Annotated in this window: 16 protein-coding genes; 13 read left to right on the top strand and 3 right to left on the bottom strand. The window is 40.5% G+C overall.

The window, feature by feature from the left end; translation table 11 throughout:
- The first annotated feature begins 36 nt into the window (after nucleotides 1-36).
- The 3 genes from H171_RS17145 (at nucleotide 37) to H171_RS17135 (ending at nucleotide 4,180) form a co-directional block, all read left to right on the top strand.
- Nucleotides 37-1,254, top strand: a complete 1,218-nt coding sequence (locus tag H171_RS17145) for a CCA tRNA nucleotidyltransferase (protein ID WP_100307565.1) — start codon at nucleotides 37-39, stop codon at nucleotides 1,252-1,254.
- A gap of 93 nt (nucleotides 1,255-1,347) precedes the next feature.
- Nucleotides 1,348-2,328 carry a protein kinase family protein gene (locus H171_RS17140; protein ID WP_100306219.1) on the top strand — a complete coding sequence of 327 codons (981 nt, stop codon included), beginning with the start codon at nucleotides 1,348-1,350 and terminating at the stop codon, nucleotides 2,326-2,328.
- A 115-nt stretch (nucleotides 2,329-2,443) separates the two neighbouring features.
- A complete protein-coding gene (locus H171_RS17135) occupies nucleotides 2,444-4,180 on the top strand; it encodes a phospho-sugar mutase (RefSeq protein WP_100306218.1) in 1,737 nt (578 codons plus the stop codon).
- 69 nt (nucleotides 4,181-4,249) lie between these two features.
- On the opposite strand, the gene H171_RS17130 is transcribed toward H171_RS17135, so the two are convergent.
- The gene (locus H171_RS17130; RefSeq protein ID WP_100306217.1) at nucleotides 4,250-5,137 is read right to left on the bottom strand and encodes a putative ABC transporter permease; all 888 of its coding nucleotides are present in this window, start codon (nucleotides 5,135-5,137) and stop codon (nucleotides 4,250-4,252) included.
- Between the two features lie 177 nt (nucleotides 5,138-5,314).
- Here H171_RS17130 and H171_RS17125 point away from each other — a divergent pair, with 177 nt between their 5' ends.
- From H171_RS17125 to H171_RS17105, 5 genes are all read left to right on the top strand, one after another.
- A complete protein-coding gene (locus tag H171_RS17125) occupies nucleotides 5,315-6,871 on the top strand; it encodes an ABC-F family ATP-binding cassette domain-containing protein (RefSeq protein ID WP_100306216.1) in 1,557 nt (518 codons plus the stop codon).
- A gap of 742 nt (nucleotides 6,872-7,613) precedes the next feature.
- On the top strand, nucleotides 7,614-8,624 hold the full coding sequence (mreB, locus tag H171_RS17120) for a rod shape-determining protein (RefSeq protein WP_100043511.1): 1,011 nt from the start codon (nucleotides 7,614-7,616) through the stop codon (nucleotides 8,622-8,624).
- Nucleotides 8,625-8,851: 227 nt separating this feature from the next.
- Nucleotides 8,852-11,077 (top strand): SF1B family DNA helicase RecD2, encoded by a 2,226-nt coding sequence (gene recD2, locus H171_RS17115; protein WP_100306215.1) that lies wholly within the window; start codon nucleotides 8,852-8,854, stop codon nucleotides 11,075-11,077.
- 413 nt (nucleotides 11,078-11,490) lie between these two features.
- Complete coding sequence (locus tag H171_RS17110; protein ID WP_100306214.1) at nucleotides 11,491-12,201, top strand: ComF family protein; 711 nt, start codon at nucleotides 11,491-11,493, stop codon at nucleotides 12,199-12,201.
- A 53-nt stretch (nucleotides 12,202-12,254) separates the two neighbouring features.
- Nucleotides 12,255-12,746, top strand: a complete 492-nt coding sequence (locus H171_RS17105) for a GNAT family N-acetyltransferase (protein WP_100306213.1) — start codon at nucleotides 12,255-12,257, stop codon at nucleotides 12,744-12,746.
- 81 nt (nucleotides 12,747-12,827) lie between these two features.
- Here the strand turns inward: H171_RS17105 and H171_RS17100 are convergent, their stop codons facing one another.
- Both H171_RS17100 and H171_RS17095 read right to left on the bottom strand, forming a co-directional pair.
- On the bottom strand, nucleotides 12,828-13,178 hold the full coding sequence (locus tag H171_RS17100) for a helix-turn-helix domain-containing protein (RefSeq protein WP_100306212.1): 351 nt from the start codon (nucleotides 13,176-13,178) through the stop codon (nucleotides 12,828-12,830).
- 298 nt (nucleotides 13,179-13,476) lie between these two features.
- Complete coding sequence (locus H171_RS17095; RefSeq protein ID WP_100306211.1) at nucleotides 13,477-14,907, bottom strand: sugar transferase; 1,431 nt, start codon at nucleotides 14,905-14,907, stop codon at nucleotides 13,477-13,479.
- Nucleotides 14,908-15,756: 849 nt separating this feature from the next.
- Between H171_RS17095 and pssD the strand changes: the two genes are divergently transcribed.
- Genes pssD through H171_RS17070 form a run of 5 tightly spaced genes read left to right on the top strand, consistent with a single transcriptional unit; the run spans nucleotide 15,757 to nucleotide 19,631 of the window.
- Nucleotides 15,757-16,221, top strand: a complete 465-nt coding sequence (gene pssD / locus H171_RS17090) for a PssD/Cps14F family polysaccharide biosynthesis glycosyltransferase (RefSeq protein ID WP_100306210.1) — start codon at nucleotides 15,757-15,759, stop codon at nucleotides 16,219-16,221.
- Nucleotides 16,222-16,237: 16 nt separating this feature from the next.
- A complete protein-coding gene (locus H171_RS17085; protein ID WP_100306209.1) occupies nucleotides 16,238-16,735 on the top strand; it encodes a glycosyltransferase in 498 nt (165 codons plus the stop codon).
- Nucleotides 16,732-17,466, top strand: coding sequence for a glycosyltransferase family 32 protein (locus tag H171_RS17080; RefSeq protein WP_100306208.1), 735 nt, complete (start codon nucleotides 16,732-16,734; stop codon nucleotides 17,464-17,466). Before H171_RS17085 ends, H171_RS17080 begins: the two co-directional genes overlap by 4 nt.
- Before the next feature lie 8 nt (nucleotides 17,467-17,474).
- Nucleotides 17,475-18,431: a glycosyltransferase family 2 protein gene (locus tag H171_RS17075; RefSeq protein ID WP_157803178.1), complete on the top strand. Its 957-nt coding sequence runs from the start codon at nucleotides 17,475-17,477 to the stop codon at nucleotides 18,429-18,431.
- Nucleotides 18,432-18,443: 12 nt separating this feature from the next.
- On the top strand, nucleotides 18,444-19,631 hold the full coding sequence (locus tag H171_RS17070; protein WP_100306206.1) for an O-antigen ligase family protein: 1,188 nt from the start codon (nucleotides 18,444-18,446) through the stop codon (nucleotides 19,629-19,631).
- The last annotated feature ends 10 nt before the right edge of the window (nucleotides 19,632-19,641 follow it).

Genomic DNA, 19,641 nt, shown 5'->3' with positions numbered 1-19,641 from the left:
AAACGGCAGGAAGAAAATCAGGAGGTAGAAAAGGTGATAGAGATTCAGGTTCCGGAGGCGGCGAGGAGGATCATCGAACAACTGAATACCAGCGGCTTTGAAGCCTATGTGGTGGGAGGCTGCGTGAGAGACAGCCTGTTAGGCCGGTCGCCGGAAGACTGGGATATCACAACCTCAGCAAAGCCGGAACAGGTGAAGGAAATATTTAACAGAACGGTTGATACGGGAATCCAACACGGTACGGTTACAGTACTTATTGACCATGAAGGTTATGAAGTGACCACATACCGCATAGACGGAGAATATGAAGACGGGCGCCACCCCAAATCTGTGGAATTTACAGGAAACCTTCTGGAGGATTTGAAACGCCGGGATTTTACCATCAATGCCATGGCATACAGTGACCGTGAGGGTTTAGTGGATGCATTTGACGGGGTAAAGGATTTGGAGGGCCGGATCATCCGCTGCGTGGGAAACCCTCATGACCGGTTTAACGAAGATGCTTTAAGGATCCTTAGGGCCATCCGTTTTTCTGCCCAGCTGGGCTTTGACCTGGAAGCTAAGACAAGGGCGGCAATTTCTGTTATAGCTCCCAACATGGCTAAGGTCAGCAAGGAGCGGATCCAGGTGGAGCTTACAAAGCTCCTCCTTTCCGATCATCCCGGAAGGCTTAAGGAGGTATATGAAAACGGGATTGGCCCTTATATCTCAGAGTATTTTGAAGATGCGGGAAGGAAGCTTATGGAAGTAGAGAGGCTTACCGGGCTGCCTTCTGTAAAGCACATGCGCTGGACCGGTTTTTTAAGGCTTGAGGAACCCGAGGATGCGGTAAGAATTCTTAAGGAGCTGAAGCTTGATAATGATACCATCTATCAGACAAAGACACTGGTCAGCCTGTGGAAAACAGAGATTCCGGCTCATAAGCCGGCCATCCGGCAGGTTATGAGCACCCTTTCCCCGGAGTTATATAAGGACCTGCTGTGCTTCCAGAAGGTATTCTGCCATACATCCTATAAAACCAGGTTAAAAATGGTGGAGCAGTATTCGAAGGAAATCTTAAAGGCTGGGGATTGTATCCGTCTAAAGGACATGGTCGTTACCGGCAGGGAATTGATCGATGCAGGCATGAAGCCGGGGCCTGAGATGGGAACGGTGCTTAACCGTTTGTTCCAGCTGGTACTTGAAAAGCCGGAATGCAATAACAGGGAATATTTGATGAAATCAGCAGAACAATTTATTAAGGAACAAGGGTAAGGCCCGTATAACTTTCTACCGTATTTTGCATATTTTTTTCCACCTCTTCATACCCTAGAAGTAGCTGATAAGCTAAGAGTTGGAGGGGTGGTTGTGAACGAGAAATACACAGAGGTGCTTTCGCAGTATGAGCTTGAAATTCTGGATGTGAAACGCGGCCGGGGCGCCTGGCTGTGTGAGTCGAATCAGGGGCTTAAACTGCTTCGGGAATATAAAGGAACCTTAAAGCGCCTGGAATTTGAAGATCAGGTATTTTCACAGATGAAAGAATCCTGCCACTTGAAAGTGGACCGTTACGTCAGGAATAAAGATGGTGAACTCCTCTCCAGTGCCGAGGATGGATCCCGGTGGATCGTAAAAGACTGGTATGCGGATCGGGAATGCAATTTGAAGGATAGCAAAGAGGTATTATGTGCCATCGAACAAATTGCTTCTTTACATAAAGTGCTGCGGCGGATTGATTTTAAAGAGGAATGGAATCTAGGGTCCATTTTGGTACAGCAGCCGGCTGAGGAAATGGAACGCCATAACAGGGAGCTGGTACGCGCCCGCACGTTCATCCGGAATAAACGAAAAAAGTCTGAGTTTGAACTATGTGTCATGGGGAATTATGATATATTTTTCGAACAGGCCATGGAAGCCTGTAAAGGGATGGCAGGCTTTTATGAAAACCGGGGGGACAGTGAGGAGTATTTATGTCATGGGGACCTAAACCAGCACCACGTCCTGATGTGTTTTCATGATGTGGCTATCGTGGAATTCAACCGCATGCATAAGGGCATGCAGATGGAGGACCTGTATCATTTCATGCGGAAAGCCATGGAAAAGCATGACTGGAATTTGAAGCTTGGTATGGCCATGCTGGAAACTTATACAAAGGTTCTCCCTCTTTCGGATGCAGACAGGATATGCCTATATTATTTATTTTTATATCCTGAAAAATACTGGAAGCAGATTAACTTTTATTATAATGCCAATAAAGCCTGGATTCCCGCACGGAATATTGAAAAGCTAAAGGATTTAGAGATTCAGCAGCCCCTGCGGAATCTTTTCCTGTCAAGAATTCAAAATTGAATGAAACTCCGCTTGATTCAGTTTGGATACAAAATAATGGAAATACACTTTTCTTTTACCATGTTATGATTTATAATATCCATAACAGTGAAGGAGGGAAAGGAGTATTTTGCTTATGAAAGATTACAGGAGTATATATGAGGAATGGCTTTTAAATCCATATTTTGATGAGGCGACAAAAGAAGAACTCCGGGGGATCGGTGATGATGAGAATGAGATTAAGGAGCGGTTCTATCAGGATTTAGAATTTGGCACCGCTGGCTTAAGAGGTATCATCGGCGCCGGAATCAACCGTATGAATATCTATGTAGTAAGAAAAGCGACCCAGGGTCTTGCAAATTATATAATAAGCCAGGGCGGCGTTAATAAGGGTGTGGCCATTGCATATGACTCCAGGCACATGTCTCCGGAGTTTGCAGAGGAAGCAGCACTTACGCTGGCCGCCAATGGAATCAAAGCCTATAAATTCGAATCCTTGCGACCCACACCGGAGCTTTCTTTTGCTGTAAGGGAGTTAGGCTGTATTGCAGGTATCAACATTACGGCCAGTCACAACCCACCGGAATATAATGGATATAAGGTATACTGGGAGGATGGCGCCCAGTTTACTCCTCCTCATGACAAAGGGGTAACTGCAGAAGTCCTAAATATCACGGATATTTCAACGGTTAAGACGACGACTGTGGAAGCAGCAAAGAAATCAGGTAAATATGAAATCATCGGAGCTGATCTGGATGATAAATATATCGCTCACGTAAAGGCTCAGGTAGTAAACCAGGATGCCATTGACCAGATGCAGAATGATATTAAAATTGTTTATTCTCCTCTTCATGGTACAGGCAATCTTCCGGCAAGAAGAGCGTTAAAGGAAATTGGCTTTACCCATGTGTATGTGGTTCCTGAACAGGAGCTGCCAGATGGTGACTTCCCAACGGTCAGCTATCCCAATCCGGAGGCAGAGGAAGCCTTTTTACTGGGCCTTGCTCTTGCTAAGGAAAAGGATGCGGATCTGGTTCTGGCAACAGACCCGGATGCTGACCGTCTTGGGGTGTATGTAAAGGATGGGAAATCCGGCGGGTACATCCCCTTGACCGGCAACATGTCCGGTTCTCTTCTGTGCGAATATGTACTTAGTCAGAAGAAGGAAAGAGGAGCGATCCCAGCAGATGGACAGGTAATCAAATCCATTGTTACCACTAATCTGGTGGATGCAGTAGCGAAGGCTTACAGCTGTGAACTTATTGAGGTTTTAACCGGTTTTAAATACATCGGCCAGCAGATTTTAAAGGAAGAGGTATCCGGATACGGAACCTACATGTTTGGCCTGGAGGAAAGTTATGGTTGCCTGATCGGAACCTATGCCCGTGATAAGGATGCCATTTCCGCTACGGTCGCTTTGTGTGAGGCAGCCGCCTATTATAAGACAAAGGGCATGACCCTGTGGGATGCCATGATTGCCATGTATGAGAAATATGGCTATTATAAAGATGCGGTGAAGGCCATCGGCTTAAAAGGCATTGAGGGACAGGAAAAGATCCGGGCGATCATGGAGACCATGCGCAGGGAAACGCCGGCAGATGTTGGCGGATATCACGTTCTTTCTGCCAGGGATTATAAGCTTGATACCGTTAAGGATATGAATACCGGAGAAACCAGACCAACCGGACTTCCCCAGTCGGATGTACTTTATTACGATCTGACAGAGGATGCATGGCTGTGTGTAAGGCCTTCGGGAACGGAACCCAAGATTAAATTTTACTATGGCGTTAAGGGTGATTCTATGGTGGATGCGGATGAGCGTTCTGCTAAGCTTGGAGAGGCTGTTATGGCTATGGTAGATAAGATGATGTAGGATTTTTGACTGAATAAAGACGGAGCCTGACTTTTCGCCAGGCTCCGTCTTTATTCTTATATTTTTATATTATGACTTTTTATATTTTTTAGAATATTCTTTTAATTCCCTTAAGGCCTCACCGAACAGCCGGGATGAAGCAGTAGGGTTCCGGCGAAGGATTCCCTTTCGATAAGAGGTCAATCGTCCGGTCAATTTCTCTTTGGTTTCTGTTAGTGACTGAAGGCGTTCCACTAAGGCAGATTCTTTTAATGCACTGGCAGTTTCGGCTTTCAGAGAGGAAATCTTTTCCATGGTTTCTCCCTTTAAGCTGGCAGCCTTCATAATAGTCTCAGTTTTTATGTCGGATACTTTTTGGGCGGTTTCCGCCTTTAACAGGGCCATCTGCACCTGCACCTCATCCAGCTCGGATTTTAGCTTGGTCATGGTTTCCAGGATGCGGCCAAGGTCTAAGGCTTCCTTGGTGGAGCGTATGGCATCAGTGATAAAAAGGATGCCAACCATAATCACAAGGATGATGCACGCTGTCCCGTTTAAGTGAAGGACCAGCCACTCTAAGGGACGGTGGATAACTTCCGTCAGCAAAAGAGTAAGAAAGCCCCAGGCGATGGAGTTGGTAAGACAGACATAGCCGTTTATATTAAAGGGATTGCTGCTGTAATCCCAATATTTCATTTTAAACAGACGCTCCATGACATATCCGGTCACGTATTCCAGAGCGGAAGCACCCAGCATACCAAAGAGAAACACCAAGAATAGGTTGCCCTGGACTGGAATGGAAAGCCACAGCATGATAATAGCCCCGCTTCCGTAGAGCGGAAGAAGGGGAAGTCTGAGAAAACCGCGGTTTACAAAATGAAGGCTTCTTACGGAAACATAAGTGGATTCGATGATCCAGCCAATAAAGCAATAGATGAAGAAAAACAGAAGCCATTGATACCAAGTATATAAATACATAAACTTATCCCTTCCATGGAAAATTCTTTTGGGTTTATCATAAACGTTTTTGACTTTTTTTGCAACCTTTGCTTGCCTTAATTGCTTCAGTCATGTAGAATTATGATGTTTCGTATTTAGAATAGTGAAAAACCGGCGAAAAGCCAAAGTAAACCGTAATAATAAAGGAGTTTTTCAATGAGCATATTAAACGTAGAACATCTGACCCATGGATTCGGGGACCGTGCCATCTTTCAGGATGTATCCTTCCGCCTTTTAAAGGGAGAGCATATCGGCCTGATCGGAGCCAACGGGGAAGGTAAATCCACATTTATGAATATAATAACCGGAACATTACAGCCGGATGAAGGTAAGGTGGAGTGGGCGAAACGGGTCCGAGTCGGTTATCTGGACCAGCATACGGTGCTGGATAAGGGGATGACCATCCGGGATGTATTAAAAGGCGCTTTTGCGTTCCTGTTTCAGATGGAAGAACAGATGAATGAGATCTGTGACAAAATGGGTGAGGCAGATGAGGAAACCATGACCTCCATGATGGAGGAACTTGGAACCATTCAGGACCTTCTCATGGCCCATGATTTTTATATTATTGATTCAAAGGTGGAGGAAGTGGCCAGGGCCTTAGGATTAAGCGACATGGGCCTGGATAAGGACGTGACGGAATTAAGCGGAGGCCAGAGGACCAAAATCCTCTTAGGAAAGCTGTTACTTGAGAAGCCTGATATCCTTCTCCTTGACGAGCCTACGAATTATCTTGACGAACAGCATATTGAATGGCTGAAGCGGTATCTCCAGGAGTATGAAAATGCGTTTATCCTGATATCCCATGATATCCCATTCTTAAACAGTGTGGTCAACATCATCTATCATATGGAGAACCAAAGCCTGGATCGTTATGTGGGCGACTATGAAAAGTTTCAGGAAGTGTATGCGGTGAAACGGGCGCAATTAGAGGCGGCTTATAAGCGGCAGCAGCAGGAGATTGCGGAGCTGGAGGATTTTGTGGCCCGTAATAAGGCCCGGGTGTCCACCAGGAACATGGCCATGTCCAGACAAAAAAAGCTGGATAAGATGGATGTCATTGAGCTTTCAAAAGATAAGCCAAAGCCGGAGTTTCATTTTATGGAAGCCCGTACAGCCGGAAAATATATCATTGAGACTACGGACATGGTTATAGGTTATGAGGAGCCTTTGTCAAGTCCTTTAAATCTTTCCATGGAGCGCGGGGAAAAGGTGGTGCTGGTAGGTGCAAATGGTATTGGAAAGACCACCCTGTTAAAGAGCATCCTGGGGCTTATACCGTCCTTAGGTGGAAGTGTGGAGCTTGGAGATTACCTTTCCATTGGATACTTTGAACAGGAGATGACTCCCGGTAATACCACCACCTGCATCGAAGAGATCTGGAAAGAGTTTCCTTCCTATACCCAGTACCAGGTCCGGTCAGCTCTTGCCAAATGCGGTCTGACTACCAAGCACATTGAGAGTCAGGTGCGGGTGCTCAGCGGAGGAGAGCAGGCAAAGGTAAGATTATGTAAGCTCATTAACCGGGAAACCAATGTCCTTCTACTGGATGAGCCTACCAACCATCTGGATGTGGAGGCAAAGGAAGAACTTAAGAGAGCTTTAAAAGAGTATAAGGGAAGTATTCTCCTGATATGCCATGAACCGGAATTCTACGATGGAATTGCCACCAGAGTGCTGGACTGCAGGGAATGGGCGCTTAAATTATCTTAATATTTTCTTGATGAAGAAAAAAGTTAGGCTAGATGGAACATATAATTATTTGGATTGAATGAGAAGAATGACAGTAGGAGAGGATACTGGATGGTGTCCTCTTTTGACTTTTTAGGACGTTTATCAGTCTTTGACGATGCCGTAAGATGCGACGATATAATCTGAATTTTCAGAACTTTGACAGATATAGATGCGCTTAGGCCTCGCAGAATGCTTCTCGGCTCTGATGAGTTAAAAAGAACCTAACTAAAAAGAACCTAACTAAAAAGAACCTGAATAAGAACTTAACTAAAAAGAACCTAACCAGAAAGAACCTAACCAGAAAGATCCTAACCAGAAAGAACCCAACCAAAATGAACCTAACCATAAATCGAGATATTAGAACGTAATTAAAATAAAAAAACCGCTTCCAGTAAGAAGCGGGTAAGTGTATTCTTTAGGGGGGCCGGACGGCTCTCGCCGTCCGGTATGAGTATGAAAAAGCTTTGTGATTTCAAGTAAGTTACTTGAAACAAAAGGCCCGTTATCCTTTCAGATAACGTACTACTATTATACGGAGAAAATGTGACTAAAGTGTGTACCATATATTAAAAAAAAATAAACATAATAAAAATTAAAAAAAACCTTTAAAATCCTAGGGTTATTGTATATAATAAGATAGAAACTGTGACTTCATTTACGAATTAGGCATAATTTTGAAGATAAAAGTAACCCTGGGAACAGGATTCAGCGAACAGGAGGAATCATAATGATGATGTCCAATGATATTGGAATTGATTTAGGTACAGCAAGCATACTGGTCTATATCAAGGGAAAGGGAGTTGTATTAAAGGAACCTTCCGTTGTAGCCATTGACCGTGACACTAATAAAATCAAAGCAATTGGAGAGGAAGCCAGACTGATGATCGGAAGAACACCAGGCAATATTGTGGCAGTAAGGCCTCTTCGCCAAGGCGTTATTTCTGATTATACCGTAACAGAAAAGATGCTTAAATACTTTATCAACAAGGCGGTTGGTAAAAGAACACTGAGAAAACCAAGAATCAGTGTGTGCATTCCAAGCGGAGCCACTGAGGTGGAGAAAAAAGCGGTAGAGGATGCCACCTATCAGGCAGGAGCCAGAGAGGTAGCAATCATAGAGGAGCCGGTTGCAGCAGCGATTGGTGCGGGAATCGACATTGCAAAGGCCTGCGGCAATATGATCGTTGATATAGGCGGAGGAACCTCTGATATTGCAGTTATTTCTCTTGGAGGTACGGTAGTTAGCACCTCCATAAAGGTTGCAGGAGATGATTTTGATGAAGCCCTTGTCCGATACATGCGAAAGAAACATAACCTTTTGATCGGTGAGAGAACGGCTGAGGAAATCAAAATCAACATCGGTGCAGCATACAGAAGGCCGGAGGTCTTAACCATGGAGGTTCGCGGTCGTAACCTTGTTACCGGTCTGCCAAAGACCATTGTGGTAACTTCGGACGAGACTCTGGATGCCTTAAAAGAACCGGCTATGCAGATCGTAGACGCGGTACACAACGTTTTGGAGCGTACTCCACCGGAACTGGCAGCCGATATTTTTGACAGGGGAATCGTGCTTACGGGAGGCGGCTCTCTCTTAAGCGGTCTGGATGCTTTAATTGAGGAGAAGACCGGAATCACAACGATGATTGCAGAGGACCCGCTCACTGCTGTGGCCATTGGAACAGGAAAATTTATTGAATTCATGCATGGCGGAGATAATAAAACAGAATTTTAACCAAGAGACAGGCTGATAGAAATATCGGTCCTGCCTATGGTTGACAGGACTGCTTTAGAACGACCCTGGCGGCATCGCAAGATTCCGGCGGGGCTGGTTTTGCGGCAGTCCGCTTGTATTTGTGCGTACAACGAGCCGGGTGGAGATGTTTCATCTTCATTCGGCGTCTGACGCGATAACGATAAGAAACCTATAAAGTGTGTTTCTTATCGTTTACGGGAGGAGCCATGGCAACAGTCTGCGGATTTGTAGAGAAAATTAAATACAGGAACGAGGACAACGGTTACACGGTACTGAGTCTCGTGAATGCAGGAGAAGAGTATACCCTTGTGGGAAGTTTCCATTACATAAGCGAGGGCGAAATGATTGAAGCCGTGGGCTCCATGACCGAGCATCCGGTTTATGGGGAGCAGATGACCGTAGAGAGCTATGAGATCAAGGCTCCGGAGGATACTGCGGCTATGGAACGGTACCTGGGATCAGGAGCCATCAAGGGTATCGGGGCAGCTCTTGCCTCCAGGATTGTCCGCCGCTTTAAAGCTGATACATTCCGTGTCATGGAAGAGGAACCGGAACGGCTTTCTGAAGTAAAGGGAGTCAGCGAAAAAATGGCGATGTCCATCTCTCAGCAGGTAGAGGAGAAAAAGGAGATGCGCCAGGCCATGATGTTCCTTCAGGAGTATGGAATTACCATGAATCTGGCTGTAAAAATTTATCAGGAGTATGGGCCCAGACTTTACAGCGTGTTAAAGGAAAACCCTTACCAGCTGGCAGATGATATTCCCGGCGTAGGATTTAAAATGGCGGATGAAATTGCCAGAAAAGCAGGAATTTTCACAGATTCGGATTTCCGTATCAAGTGTGGCGTGCTGTACATCCTTTTACAGGCTACGGCTAACGGCCATACCTATTTGCCAGAGGAAGACCTTTTATCCCAGGCCTCGGAGCTTCTTAAAATAGAACCTTCTTTTATAGAAAAGCATCTGATGGATATGCAGTTGGATAAACGGCTTGTCATCCGGGAGTTAGAAGGGAAACGGATTGTTTACGCTTCCCAGTATTATTACATGGAACTGAATGTGGCAAAGATGCTTCACGACTTAAATATCAGGGGGAGGATGCCGGAAGAGGAGATACAGACCCAGCTTCTTAAGCTTCAAAAGGAAGAACAGATTGAGCTGGATGAAAAGCAGGTTCAGGCAGTGGTAGAAGCGGTAAACAGCGGGCTTCTCATTATTACCGGAGGTCCAGGTACTGGTAAGACGACCACCATCAACACCATCATACGGTTCTTTGAAAGCCAGGAGATGGAAATTCTCCTGGCGGCTCCTACCGGTAGGGCGGCTAAGAGGATGACGGAAGCTACTGGATATGAGGCGAGGACTATTCACCGGCTTCTGGAGCTGACTGGAGTCCCGGGAGATGACAGGTCTCTGGGAATGCATTTTGAAAGAAATGAGGAAAATCCTCTGGATGCTGATGCGGTGATCATTGATGAGACTTCCATGGTAGATATCCATTTGATGCAGTCTTTGCTAAAGGCAATTAATCCGGGGACAAGGCTTATCCTTGTGGGAGATGTGAATCAGCTTCCCAGCGTCGGCCCTGGTAACGTGCTACGGGATATGATTGATTCCGGAAGCTTTAATGTGGTCATGCTCACTAAGATTTTCCGTCAGGCAACCCAAAGCGATATTGTGGTCAATGCCCATAAAATCAACAGGGGAGAGCAGGTCCCCCTGGGGAAAAAGAGCAATGATTTTCTCTTCATAAAGAGAGAGGATCCAAATGCGATCATCAATGCCATGATTACATTGGTTCAGGATAAATTACCAGGTTATGTTCATGCAAAGACCTATGATATTCAGATCATGACGCCGATGAGAAAAGGCGCCATCGGTGTGGAACGGTTAAATACCATTTTACAGGAATATTTAAATCCCCCAGGAGATGGGAAAGCTGAAAAGGAAACGGCCGGAGTCACTTACCGGGTAGGTGATAAGGTCATGCAGATCAAGAACAATTATAACATTGAGTGGGAGGTCCGCAACAAGTATGGGATTCCTATGGACAAGGGCACCGGTGTTTACAATGGGGATATGGGCATTGTCCGGGAGATCAATGCCTTTGCAGAGCTGGTAACTGTGGAATTCGACGAAGGGCGTATGGTGGACTACAGCTTTAAGCAGCTGGAGGAGTTGGAGCTTGCCTATGCCATTACCATTCACAAGTCTCAGGGAAGTGAATACCCGGCAGTGGTCATTCCTGTTTTTTCCGGACCAAGGATGTTGATGACCAGGAACCTGATTTACACCGCGGTGACCCGGGCGAAATCTTGTGTCTGCCTGGTGGGAATGCCGGAAATCTTCGGAGATATGGTGAATAATGAAATGGAGCAGCGGAGATATTCGGGCTTGAAGGACCGGATTTGTGAGATTAGTATGTTATCTTAACGGAGAGAAATTTGCTTGTTTGTTTTTCTTGTTATTGCGGTGGCTGTCGAGTGAACATGTATGCATGTTCGTTCGGCTCGTCGCTTGCGTAAGTTCTTTGGCGCGTGGGAGTTGTATGGGGGGGCCATCTATAAATCCTTTTGATTTATTTATATTAGATCTTTTCTAATATTATTTTCTAATATTATTTTCTAATATTCTTAACTAATATTCTTAACTAATATTCCTTTCTAATATTCCTTTCTATATACTTTTCTTATATTCTTTTCTTAAATCTATATCAAATCCCAAAATCTAAATCTTAAATCCAAACTTAAAATTCAATTCTTAAAATTCATATCTTGAATTCAATCCTAAAATTAAATTTCAAATTTATATCTTAATTTCAAATCTACTTAAGGAGAATCTTTTATATGTACCCATCTTTTTTAATTGATCTGCTATTCCCCAGACGATGCCCAGTCTGTGACGAAATCGTTATGCCAAAAGGTAGGCTAATCTGCCCGGAATGTGTGAAAAAATTGTCATTTGTTAAGAACCCTGTCTGTAAAAAATGTGGGAAGGAGGTAATAAGTTCTGATATGGAGTATTGTTTTGACTGTGTCAGGCATAAGCGTACTTTTGAGTATGGAAGGGCTCTTGTGAATTATGATCAAAATGCTGGAAGTTCCATGGCGAAAATCAAATATAAGAATAAGCGGGAATACTTGGACTTTTATGGGGAAGCGATATGTGCCCGGTATGGGAAGTTGATCCAGCGTATGGATGCGGACGTTCTTGTTCCTGTTCCGGTCCATCCTTCGCGTAGAAAGGAGAGGGGATTTAATCAGGCGGAAACTTTGGCCTGCAGGATCGGAGAACGTCTTGGAATTGCTGTTTGCCCCTCAATGCTAGTCAGAAATAAAAAAACCATGCCCCAAAAGGGGCTTGACCCGGCGGGAAGGCTTAAGAACCTGGAGGAGGCGTTTTCGGCGGGAAAAATGATAACAGGGGTGGAAGGGGTTATTTTAGTGGATGATATATATACCACGGGAAGTACCATAGAGGCCTGTACACGAGCGTTGAAAAAAGCTGGAATAAAAAGGGTTTATTTTATTGCAATTTGTATTGGACGAGGACAGTAGTTTGAGGTATGATACATTTGTTAAGTCCAATCACATACCCAGGAGGAAAGAATATGGTGATCAGAACCGCAGAAGAGAAAGATATGCCGGAGCTTTTAGACATCTATAATTATGAAGTGGAACATGGACTGGCTACGTTTGATTTAAATCCAAAAACAATGGAGGAGCGACTGATCTGGTTTCGGGAACATAACGTGGGGAATCATCCATTAATCGTGGCAGAAGAAGATGGTAAAGCAGTGGGGTATGCAAGCCTTTCCTCTTACCGCCCAAAAGAGGCGTATGCAGCTACAGTAGAACTGTCTGTATATATTGATAAGGAATACCGCCGCAGAGGAATAGCCGGTGAGCTGGCCTATGCAATTCTTGAGACTGCAAAGGAAAGGGACGATATTCATACGGTCATTTCTGTAATAACTGGAGGGAACGAGGCGAGTATCCGGCTTCATGAGAGATTGGGATTTATTCATTGTGGGACTATAAGGGAAGTGGGAGTTAAGTTTGGAAAAATGTTGGATATAGAAAATTATCAGATGCTGGTTTAGAGATTTTATGTAATCAGATATAGAAGGAACATATTGCACTTCGCTTTCAAAAGCGGGGGTGTAATATGTTCCTTTTTATCTTTATCTATTATCGCTGGCTTTCATAAATAATTTTAACAGATCCAGCGCATAACGTCGTTTTTGATCACTGCATTGCCCAAGTAGGTTAATAACGGCCTGCTGTTCGCCTAGAAGTGCGTCTGTTTCTTTTTCTGATTCTGTTGTTCCATAAATTAAATAATCTAAAGAAACATTCAAGCTTGATGCGATGCTTAGCATAGTCTCGACAGACATCCCACACGTTCCACGTTCGATATCCTGACAATATTTATAAGCACGACCAATCTTTTCTGCTAGTTCCTCTTGCGTCCAACCGATTAGAATTCGCCGATAACGTATTCTTTGACCTACTTCAATCTTGTTGTACTTCATTCATGACCTCTAAACTTTCCCCAATCTCTGTTTTATTATTCGAAATAATTATATCGAACAAAGATATTGGTAACACCTGTTTTAAAAGTATATCACCAATGCAAATTAAAATTGCTGGAAAATTTTTGAAGAAGGGGATAGTTTGAATATGAGCTAGTAAATGTTGTAAGAGGAAGAATGAAGGTAGCTATAAAAGTCATAGAAGTAAAAGATATTATTGAAGTTATGCGGAAGGTAATAGCTAAAAAATAGGTTAGAATAGGGGTTATAAAACCACTATTCTAACCTATTATAAAATTTATAAAGCACCTTCCCTATAAGCGACTACACCTACTGTCTTCAACAAGATTTTGACATCAAGTTTAAAGTTCCATTCGGTTATGTATTTTTTATCTAACTTGACCACTTCCTCAAAATCCGTAATGCTGCTTCTGCCACTGACTTGCCATAAGCCGGTCAGCCCGGGTTTAATTGACAGCCTTGCCCGATGGTGCAGTTCGTATTTCTCCCACTCATCGATTGTGGGGGGGCGGGTTCCGACTAGACTCATATCACCTTTTAATACATTCCACATCTGGGGCCATTCATCTAGGGAATTATTACGCATAAAGCTTCCTATTCCCTTTTCTCCCCCTATAATACGTGGATCGCGGTCCATCTTAAACATCATTCCATCTTTTATTCGATTCTGAGACATCAGTTCTTTTTTGCGCTTTTCTGCGTCCATGTACATACTACGGAATTTATATACTTTAAATCTTTTTCCATTCTTACCGACACGGACCTGAGAAAATAGGATGGGTCCGGGAGAATGGATATAAATACAAGGAGCGAGAACCAGATAGAGTAAAGCGGCTATGACACAGCCAATTGTACCGCCGGCAATGTCCATAACTCTTTTTACTAAAAGTTGCTTTGAACTTGCCATGTTAATGCTGGTGGTCAGTACCGTATAATCTCCCATACGCTCCACCCTTTGCTTTTGCTCACTTAAAGCTGCGATATCAATTAGATTCTGATGAACTGTTATACCCATTTCGGTAAAACTATCGATGGTATTTTCTAATGGAGAAAAATCTCTAGGCATATTTATAAATACTTCATCCACCCATTTGTGACATACATAATTTACCACATTCCTTATATCGGAGACCACAGGTATGCCGTCTATCTCATTACCTGTCATATTGGCATCTGCAATTACGATTCCACTAATTTGAAAACCTTCATAATTGTGATTACATATATTATTCAAAACCGTTGATGCCATTTCCTTGCTTGTGATAACTAACAGGGAACGTTTCCCGTTATTGCATAGCCCAGAGTTTTTTAGGTGATCTTTCCAGAATACTCTGATTAAGTATGATGAAAATGCATAGAACATTCCGGTAAGAAGCAATATGATACGGGAATATAGTTCTCCCGTTTGTGATAGGAAAAAATATGAAACGGTAAAAAGGATCACCAAACTGGTATGCTTCAGCGTTTCAATGAACTCTTTGTAATATCCTCTTTTTAAGACATCCCTAAAGCTATCAAAGAAAAATGTGACTATGATTTGAATCATAAAAAGAAGAATGGCCATATTACGGTAAAGAAAGGTCCGGTACGGCCTGAAATTTTCTTGCCGGATAAAATAAGCCAGAATAAATGATATCTGAAGACATAATGCATCTAGAATTATGAAATCGATATATTTAAACCAGCCTTCATTTGCTTTTTTATACATCATCTCACCCCGTTTGCCATTTAATATTTGATTCGGATCTGGCGTTAATAACAGGTTATAAACGTATGTCTATAACCTGTATTAATTATACCTTTTATGAAGGGAATGTCAATGTTTGAGCGGGAATTAGTGAGGGCTTTTGCTTGTTTTTCGTAGTATTTTAATGAAGGAGTGTTACAAAAGTGTTACTGGTTACAAGATTAAGGTGAAACATATTATAATATGAAATTTGTAAGATAAAGTAGGATTTAGATTATTTGGATTTAATGGAATAGATTGACAACACCTTTTATCTAGGTATAATAAAAGTATGTTTTTAACAGTTATTTAATGAAAAGTATCCATTTTTATAAGAGAGTGATTTTATTCTAATTATGTTTCTCGATTTATGATAGGAATTTTGTATGAAGCGTATACGGTTATTAGTCCTATATTAGTTAATTAAAAATTTTATAATAAAAACTGACCGAATTTGTGTATGGATAAAAGAAATGATCAAGAAGTAACATTATTGTCATAAAAAGTATATGTGATATGAAATCTTACAGTATAATATGGATATGCCAAAATATGAGTGCCACAGAATATGCTTATGCCATATTAAGCATGTATCATAATATGAATGCGGCATAATATGCATGCGAAATAATAGGAACAACTCCGTATTATGCTCTTTCATTGGAATTACAAATGAATAGAGTGGAAAATTAGAAAAACAGCACATAGAAAATTGTGAGAGCGATTAGGAGTGCTTGGTAAGGGCACTCCTAAAATTATATGGTTAAAATATTCAGTGATGAAAGAATATGAAAGAATTGTAATATGATATTCATAAAGGGTAGGGGGACTATGAAAAACGATAAATTAAAGGTCTGTTTGGTTGGATCGTCAGGTGGGCATTTGACACACTTATATATGCTGAAACCATTTTGGAAAAATAAAGATCGGTTTTGGGTTACCTTTGACAAAGAAGATGCACGTTCTTTACTTCAGGGGGAAATATTTTATCCGGCATATTATCCTTCAAACCGATCAATTAAGGCACTTCTAATTAATACATGGCGTGCTCTATGGATACTTAGAAAAGAAAAGCCAGATTTAATTATTTCATCTGGAGCTGCAGCAGCTGTTCCTTTTTTTTGGATAGGAAAAATATTTGGGTCAAAGACAATATATATAGAAGTGTTTGATAGAATTGATGCTTCAACACTTGCAGGTAAACTATGTTATCCAGTCACAGATAGATTTATTGTAGAATGGGATGAGATGAAGGCAGTATATCCTAAAGCAATTAATCTAGGCAGTATATTCTAAGGATGGTGAAAATAATATGATTTTTGTTACAGTTGGAACACATGAACAGCAGTTTAATCGTTTGGTTGAGTACATGGATAAATGGGCTGAGAGACATGATGAGAAAGTGATTATTCAATCTGGTTACAGCACATATGAGCCTAAGATTGCAACATGGTCGAAACTGTTTCCATACTCAAAGATGGTAGAAATGGTTGAAGAAGCAAGAATTGTAATTACGCATGGTGGACCATCAAGCTTTATCATGCCATTGCAAATTGGTAAAACGCCAGTAGTTGTTCCGAGAAAACATAGTTTTAATGAGCATGTTAATGATCACCAAGTGAAGTTTTGTAAAGAAGTAGAAAGTAGAATGGGAACTATTTTGGTTGTTGAAGATGTGGAGAATCTGGGGACGATTCTTGAGAATTATGATAAAATTAAGAACGAAGGGAAAAATACCAGTAATAATGCCAAGTTCAATGCGGACTTAAGTGAAATTGTAAATGAGATGTTTGAGGAGAAGATATCATGATACCCAAAACGATACACTATTGTTGGTTCGGCGAAAATCCTAAGAGTGAGTTAATAAAAAAATGTATTGAAAGTTGGAAAGAATTTGCACCAGATTTTGATATTGTAGAATGGAATAAAACGAATTTTGATATTAGCAAATACAAATACGCCAAACAAGCATATGAAAAAAAGAAATATGCATTTGTATCTGATGTTGCAAGGTTTGATGTGTTAAATACATATGGTGGAATATATTTAGACACAGATGTAGAACTGATAAAACCGATAGAAAGGTTATTGAATAATAACCTTTTTATGGGCTATGATCAAAAAGGTTTAATTGCAACTGGATTGATAATGGGGAGCGAGCCTAAAAAAGAAATGCTTGAAGAAATTTTGGAATATTATTCAAAAAAATCCTTTCTTTTACAAAATAAGCTTCCTGATAATACTACTGTTGTAACAATAGTAAGTGACATCTTAAAAGGTAATGGATTTATCTTAAATGGTGACTATTATGAAGATCCTTCAACATTAACACTATATCCAAGTGAGGTATTTGATCCATTTGACTATGAAAATGACAGGATGAAAATTACAGATTCAACAATTTCTATTCATCATTATGCTGCTTCTTGGAAAAGTGAAAATGATAAAAGAATTTATCGAATAGGGAAATTAATTAAAAAAATCGTGGGCAATCATGCCTACGATAAAATTGCTAGAATTAAACACAAAATTATAGGATGATGAATAGAATGATTTTTTCAATTATCATACCAATTTATAATGTTGAGAAATATTTAAAAAAGTGCGTTACAAGTATTACCAATCAGAAATTTAATGATTATGAAATAATTATGATAGACGATTACAGTACAGATAATTCTCTTAAGATTGCTGAGGAGTATACCAACGATAAAAATATTAGATTAATAAAAAAGAAAAAGAATATGGGATTGTCTGATACTAGAAATGTGGGCATAGATAATAGCTCAGGAGACTATTTAATTTTTTTGGATTCTGATGATTATATTGAAGATGGGGCATTAGACTTATTAAGTAATGTAATAATTGACCAGGGATTTCCTGATATTATTTATACAGGATTTGTAGAAGAAAGAGAGAATGTAGCGGAGACAAAATTTGGATATGTTAGTAAAAGAGAGAGTTTGTATGATAGAGAGGGATTTTTGAAAAGTGAACTTTCAAATAGAACGCTGTATGCGCCTGCATGTTTTGGCGTGTATAAAAGAAGTCTAATAGTTGAAAATCGTGTTTATTTTAAGCTTGGATTACTTCATGAGGATGAGTTATGGACGCCAAGCATATTAATGAGGGCTCATACAATATATACAAGTGGTATTGCATTCTATCATTATGTTCGTAGAGATAATTCCATAACGAAAACTAAAGATAAAACACAAAACGGAATCGATTTGATATGTACCTGCTATGAATTGATTAGAGTATCTAATATGATTCATAATAAGCATATAAGAAAATTATTTAGAAATCATATAGCTATGCTCTATATGAAAGGTACCGCTATTGGGAAGCTGTATAAAAAAAATGATGGCGTTTGTATAGATCGATTTCTGCCATTTAAACTATCTTGTATGAAAAAAGATATAGCAAAGGCTTTGCTATTTATGGTTAGTACAAGAGCTTACTGTATTTTAAACGAAAGATTAGGTGAGCAAAACGGAAATTAGAGGAGTACTTTTATGGGTAGTAAAACAATAAATAAGATGGATATGGCGATATATTGTTTATATATAGCTTTATTTAAACCGTATTTTTTACCAGAAACTATTAGAACCTTACTTAAGATAGTTCTTGTTTCAATAGTGATGATTTATTTATTCAATCATATGAAAGTAAAGGAACTAAAAAATGAGTCAGTTGTGTTCTGTGCATATGTGAGTATTTTAGGAGTTATACTATATGTATTACAAATGGCGAATATTAAAGCTGCTTTGGACGGAATATTATATGGAATATGTTTTTTTGAGGTTTTTGCACTCATTAAGTATTGCTGTAATAGGGGCAAGAGTAGTCGTTTGCTAAAGTGCTTACTAAACATAACGTTTGTTTATTGCTTATTATCCATTGTATCTGTAGCAATATATGGAATTGAGAATAATTCAAATGATGCTTTGTATTTTTTTGGGTCTAAATTTAGCTCTAGCTACTTTTTTATATTTTATTTAGCGCTGTTTTATTCACTTTATTATGAAAAAATAAAGAAAAATTTATTGTGGAAAGCTGTTTTTGTTTCACTTATTCTAATAAGTGTAATTTTCTCGGCATACGTCATCTGTGCCACGGCTTTAGTATCAACATTTGTATTTGTTGTTTTCTTATTTTTGCCAGAGAAATTAAAGAGATTTTTGACTTCCCCAAGAATAGCAACTGTTTTTTTATTGCTGTCTGCGATTATTGTTCCTTTCTTGGGAGTACTATTAAATCTACCATTTGTAGAAAATTTTGTTGTAAATGTGCTGCATAAGACGAGCAATTTAACAAACAGGTTAAATCTGTATAATATTTATCTATTTCCTGTAATAAAGGAAAAATTGTGGTTTGGGCATGGGTATAGTAATGATGCATTGGAACTTGCGAGTGGAGTTATGTGGAATTCAAAACTTACATATTATGCCAATGCACAAAATGGTTTATTAGATTTTGTAGTTAAATTTGGTGTTGTTGGTGTTACAATTTTTTTGATATTGTTTTATAAGTGTTTTCAAAAGACTAAAAAGACTAGAAAAGTAGTAGGAATACAAACATTAATATATGCTTTGACTTTAGCATCTATTGTCGAAGTGACAATAAATTGGATTTTTATTATAGGCATAGCATTAGTTTGTTGGCTTGAAAATGATAATTTAGTAACACCAAAAAATGTGTAAAAATAGCAAG

It is taken from the genome of [Clostridium] celerecrescens 18A, assembly GCF_002797975.1.
In the GTDB taxonomy this organism is placed as follows: domain Bacteria; phylum Bacillota; class Clostridia; order Lachnospirales; family Lachnospiraceae; genus Lacrimispora; species Lacrimispora celerecrescens.
Note: the sequence above shows the minus strand (reverse complement) of the source record. Positions and strands in the feature narration are given on the sequence as shown.

Excerpts from the sequence above, each read along its gene's own strand:
- H171_RS17135 (WP_100306218.1), top strand. The coding sequence starts at position 2,444 with ATGAAAGATTACAGGAGTATATATGAGGAATGGCTTTTAAATCCATAT.
- H171_RS17130 (WP_100306217.1), bottom strand. The coding sequence starts at position 5,137 with ATGTATTTATATACTTGGTATCAATGGCTTCTGTTTTTCTTCATCTAT.
- H171_RS17125 (WP_100306216.1), top strand. The coding sequence starts at position 5,315 with ATGAGCATATTAAACGTAGAACATCTGACCCATGGATTCGGGGACCGT.
- recD2 (WP_100306215.1), top strand. The coding sequence starts at position 8,852 with ATGGCAACAGTCTGCGGATTTGTAGAGAAAATTAAATACAGGAACGAG.
- H171_RS17110 (WP_100306214.1), top strand. The coding sequence starts at position 11,491 with ATGTACCCATCTTTTTTAATTGATCTGCTATTCCCCAGACGATGCCCA.
- H171_RS17105 (WP_100306213.1), top strand. The coding sequence starts at position 12,255 with ATGGTGATCAGAACCGCAGAAGAGAAAGATATGCCGGAGCTTTTAGAC.
- H171_RS17100 (WP_100306212.1), bottom strand. The coding sequence starts at position 13,178 with ATGAAGTACAACAAGATTGAAGTAGGTCAAAGAATACGTTATCGGCGA.
- H171_RS17095 (WP_100306211.1), bottom strand. The coding sequence starts at position 14,907 with ATGTATAAAAAAGCAAATGAAGGCTGGTTTAAATATATCGATTTCATA.
- pssD (WP_100306210.1), top strand. The coding sequence starts at position 15,757 with ATGAAAAACGATAAATTAAAGGTCTGTTTGGTTGGATCGTCAGGTGGG.
- H171_RS17085 (WP_100306209.1), top strand. The coding sequence starts at position 16,238 with ATGATTTTTGTTACAGTTGGAACACATGAACAGCAGTTTAATCGTTTG.
- H171_RS17080 (WP_100306208.1), top strand. The coding sequence starts at position 16,732 with ATGATACCCAAAACGATACACTATTGTTGGTTCGGCGAAAATCCTAAG.
- H171_RS17075 (WP_157803178.1), top strand. The coding sequence starts at position 17,475 with ATGATTTTTTCAATTATCATACCAATTTATAATGTTGAGAAATATTTA.
- H171_RS17070 (WP_100306206.1), top strand. The coding sequence starts at position 18,444 with ATGGGTAGTAAAACAATAAATAAGATGGATATGGCGATATATTGTTTA.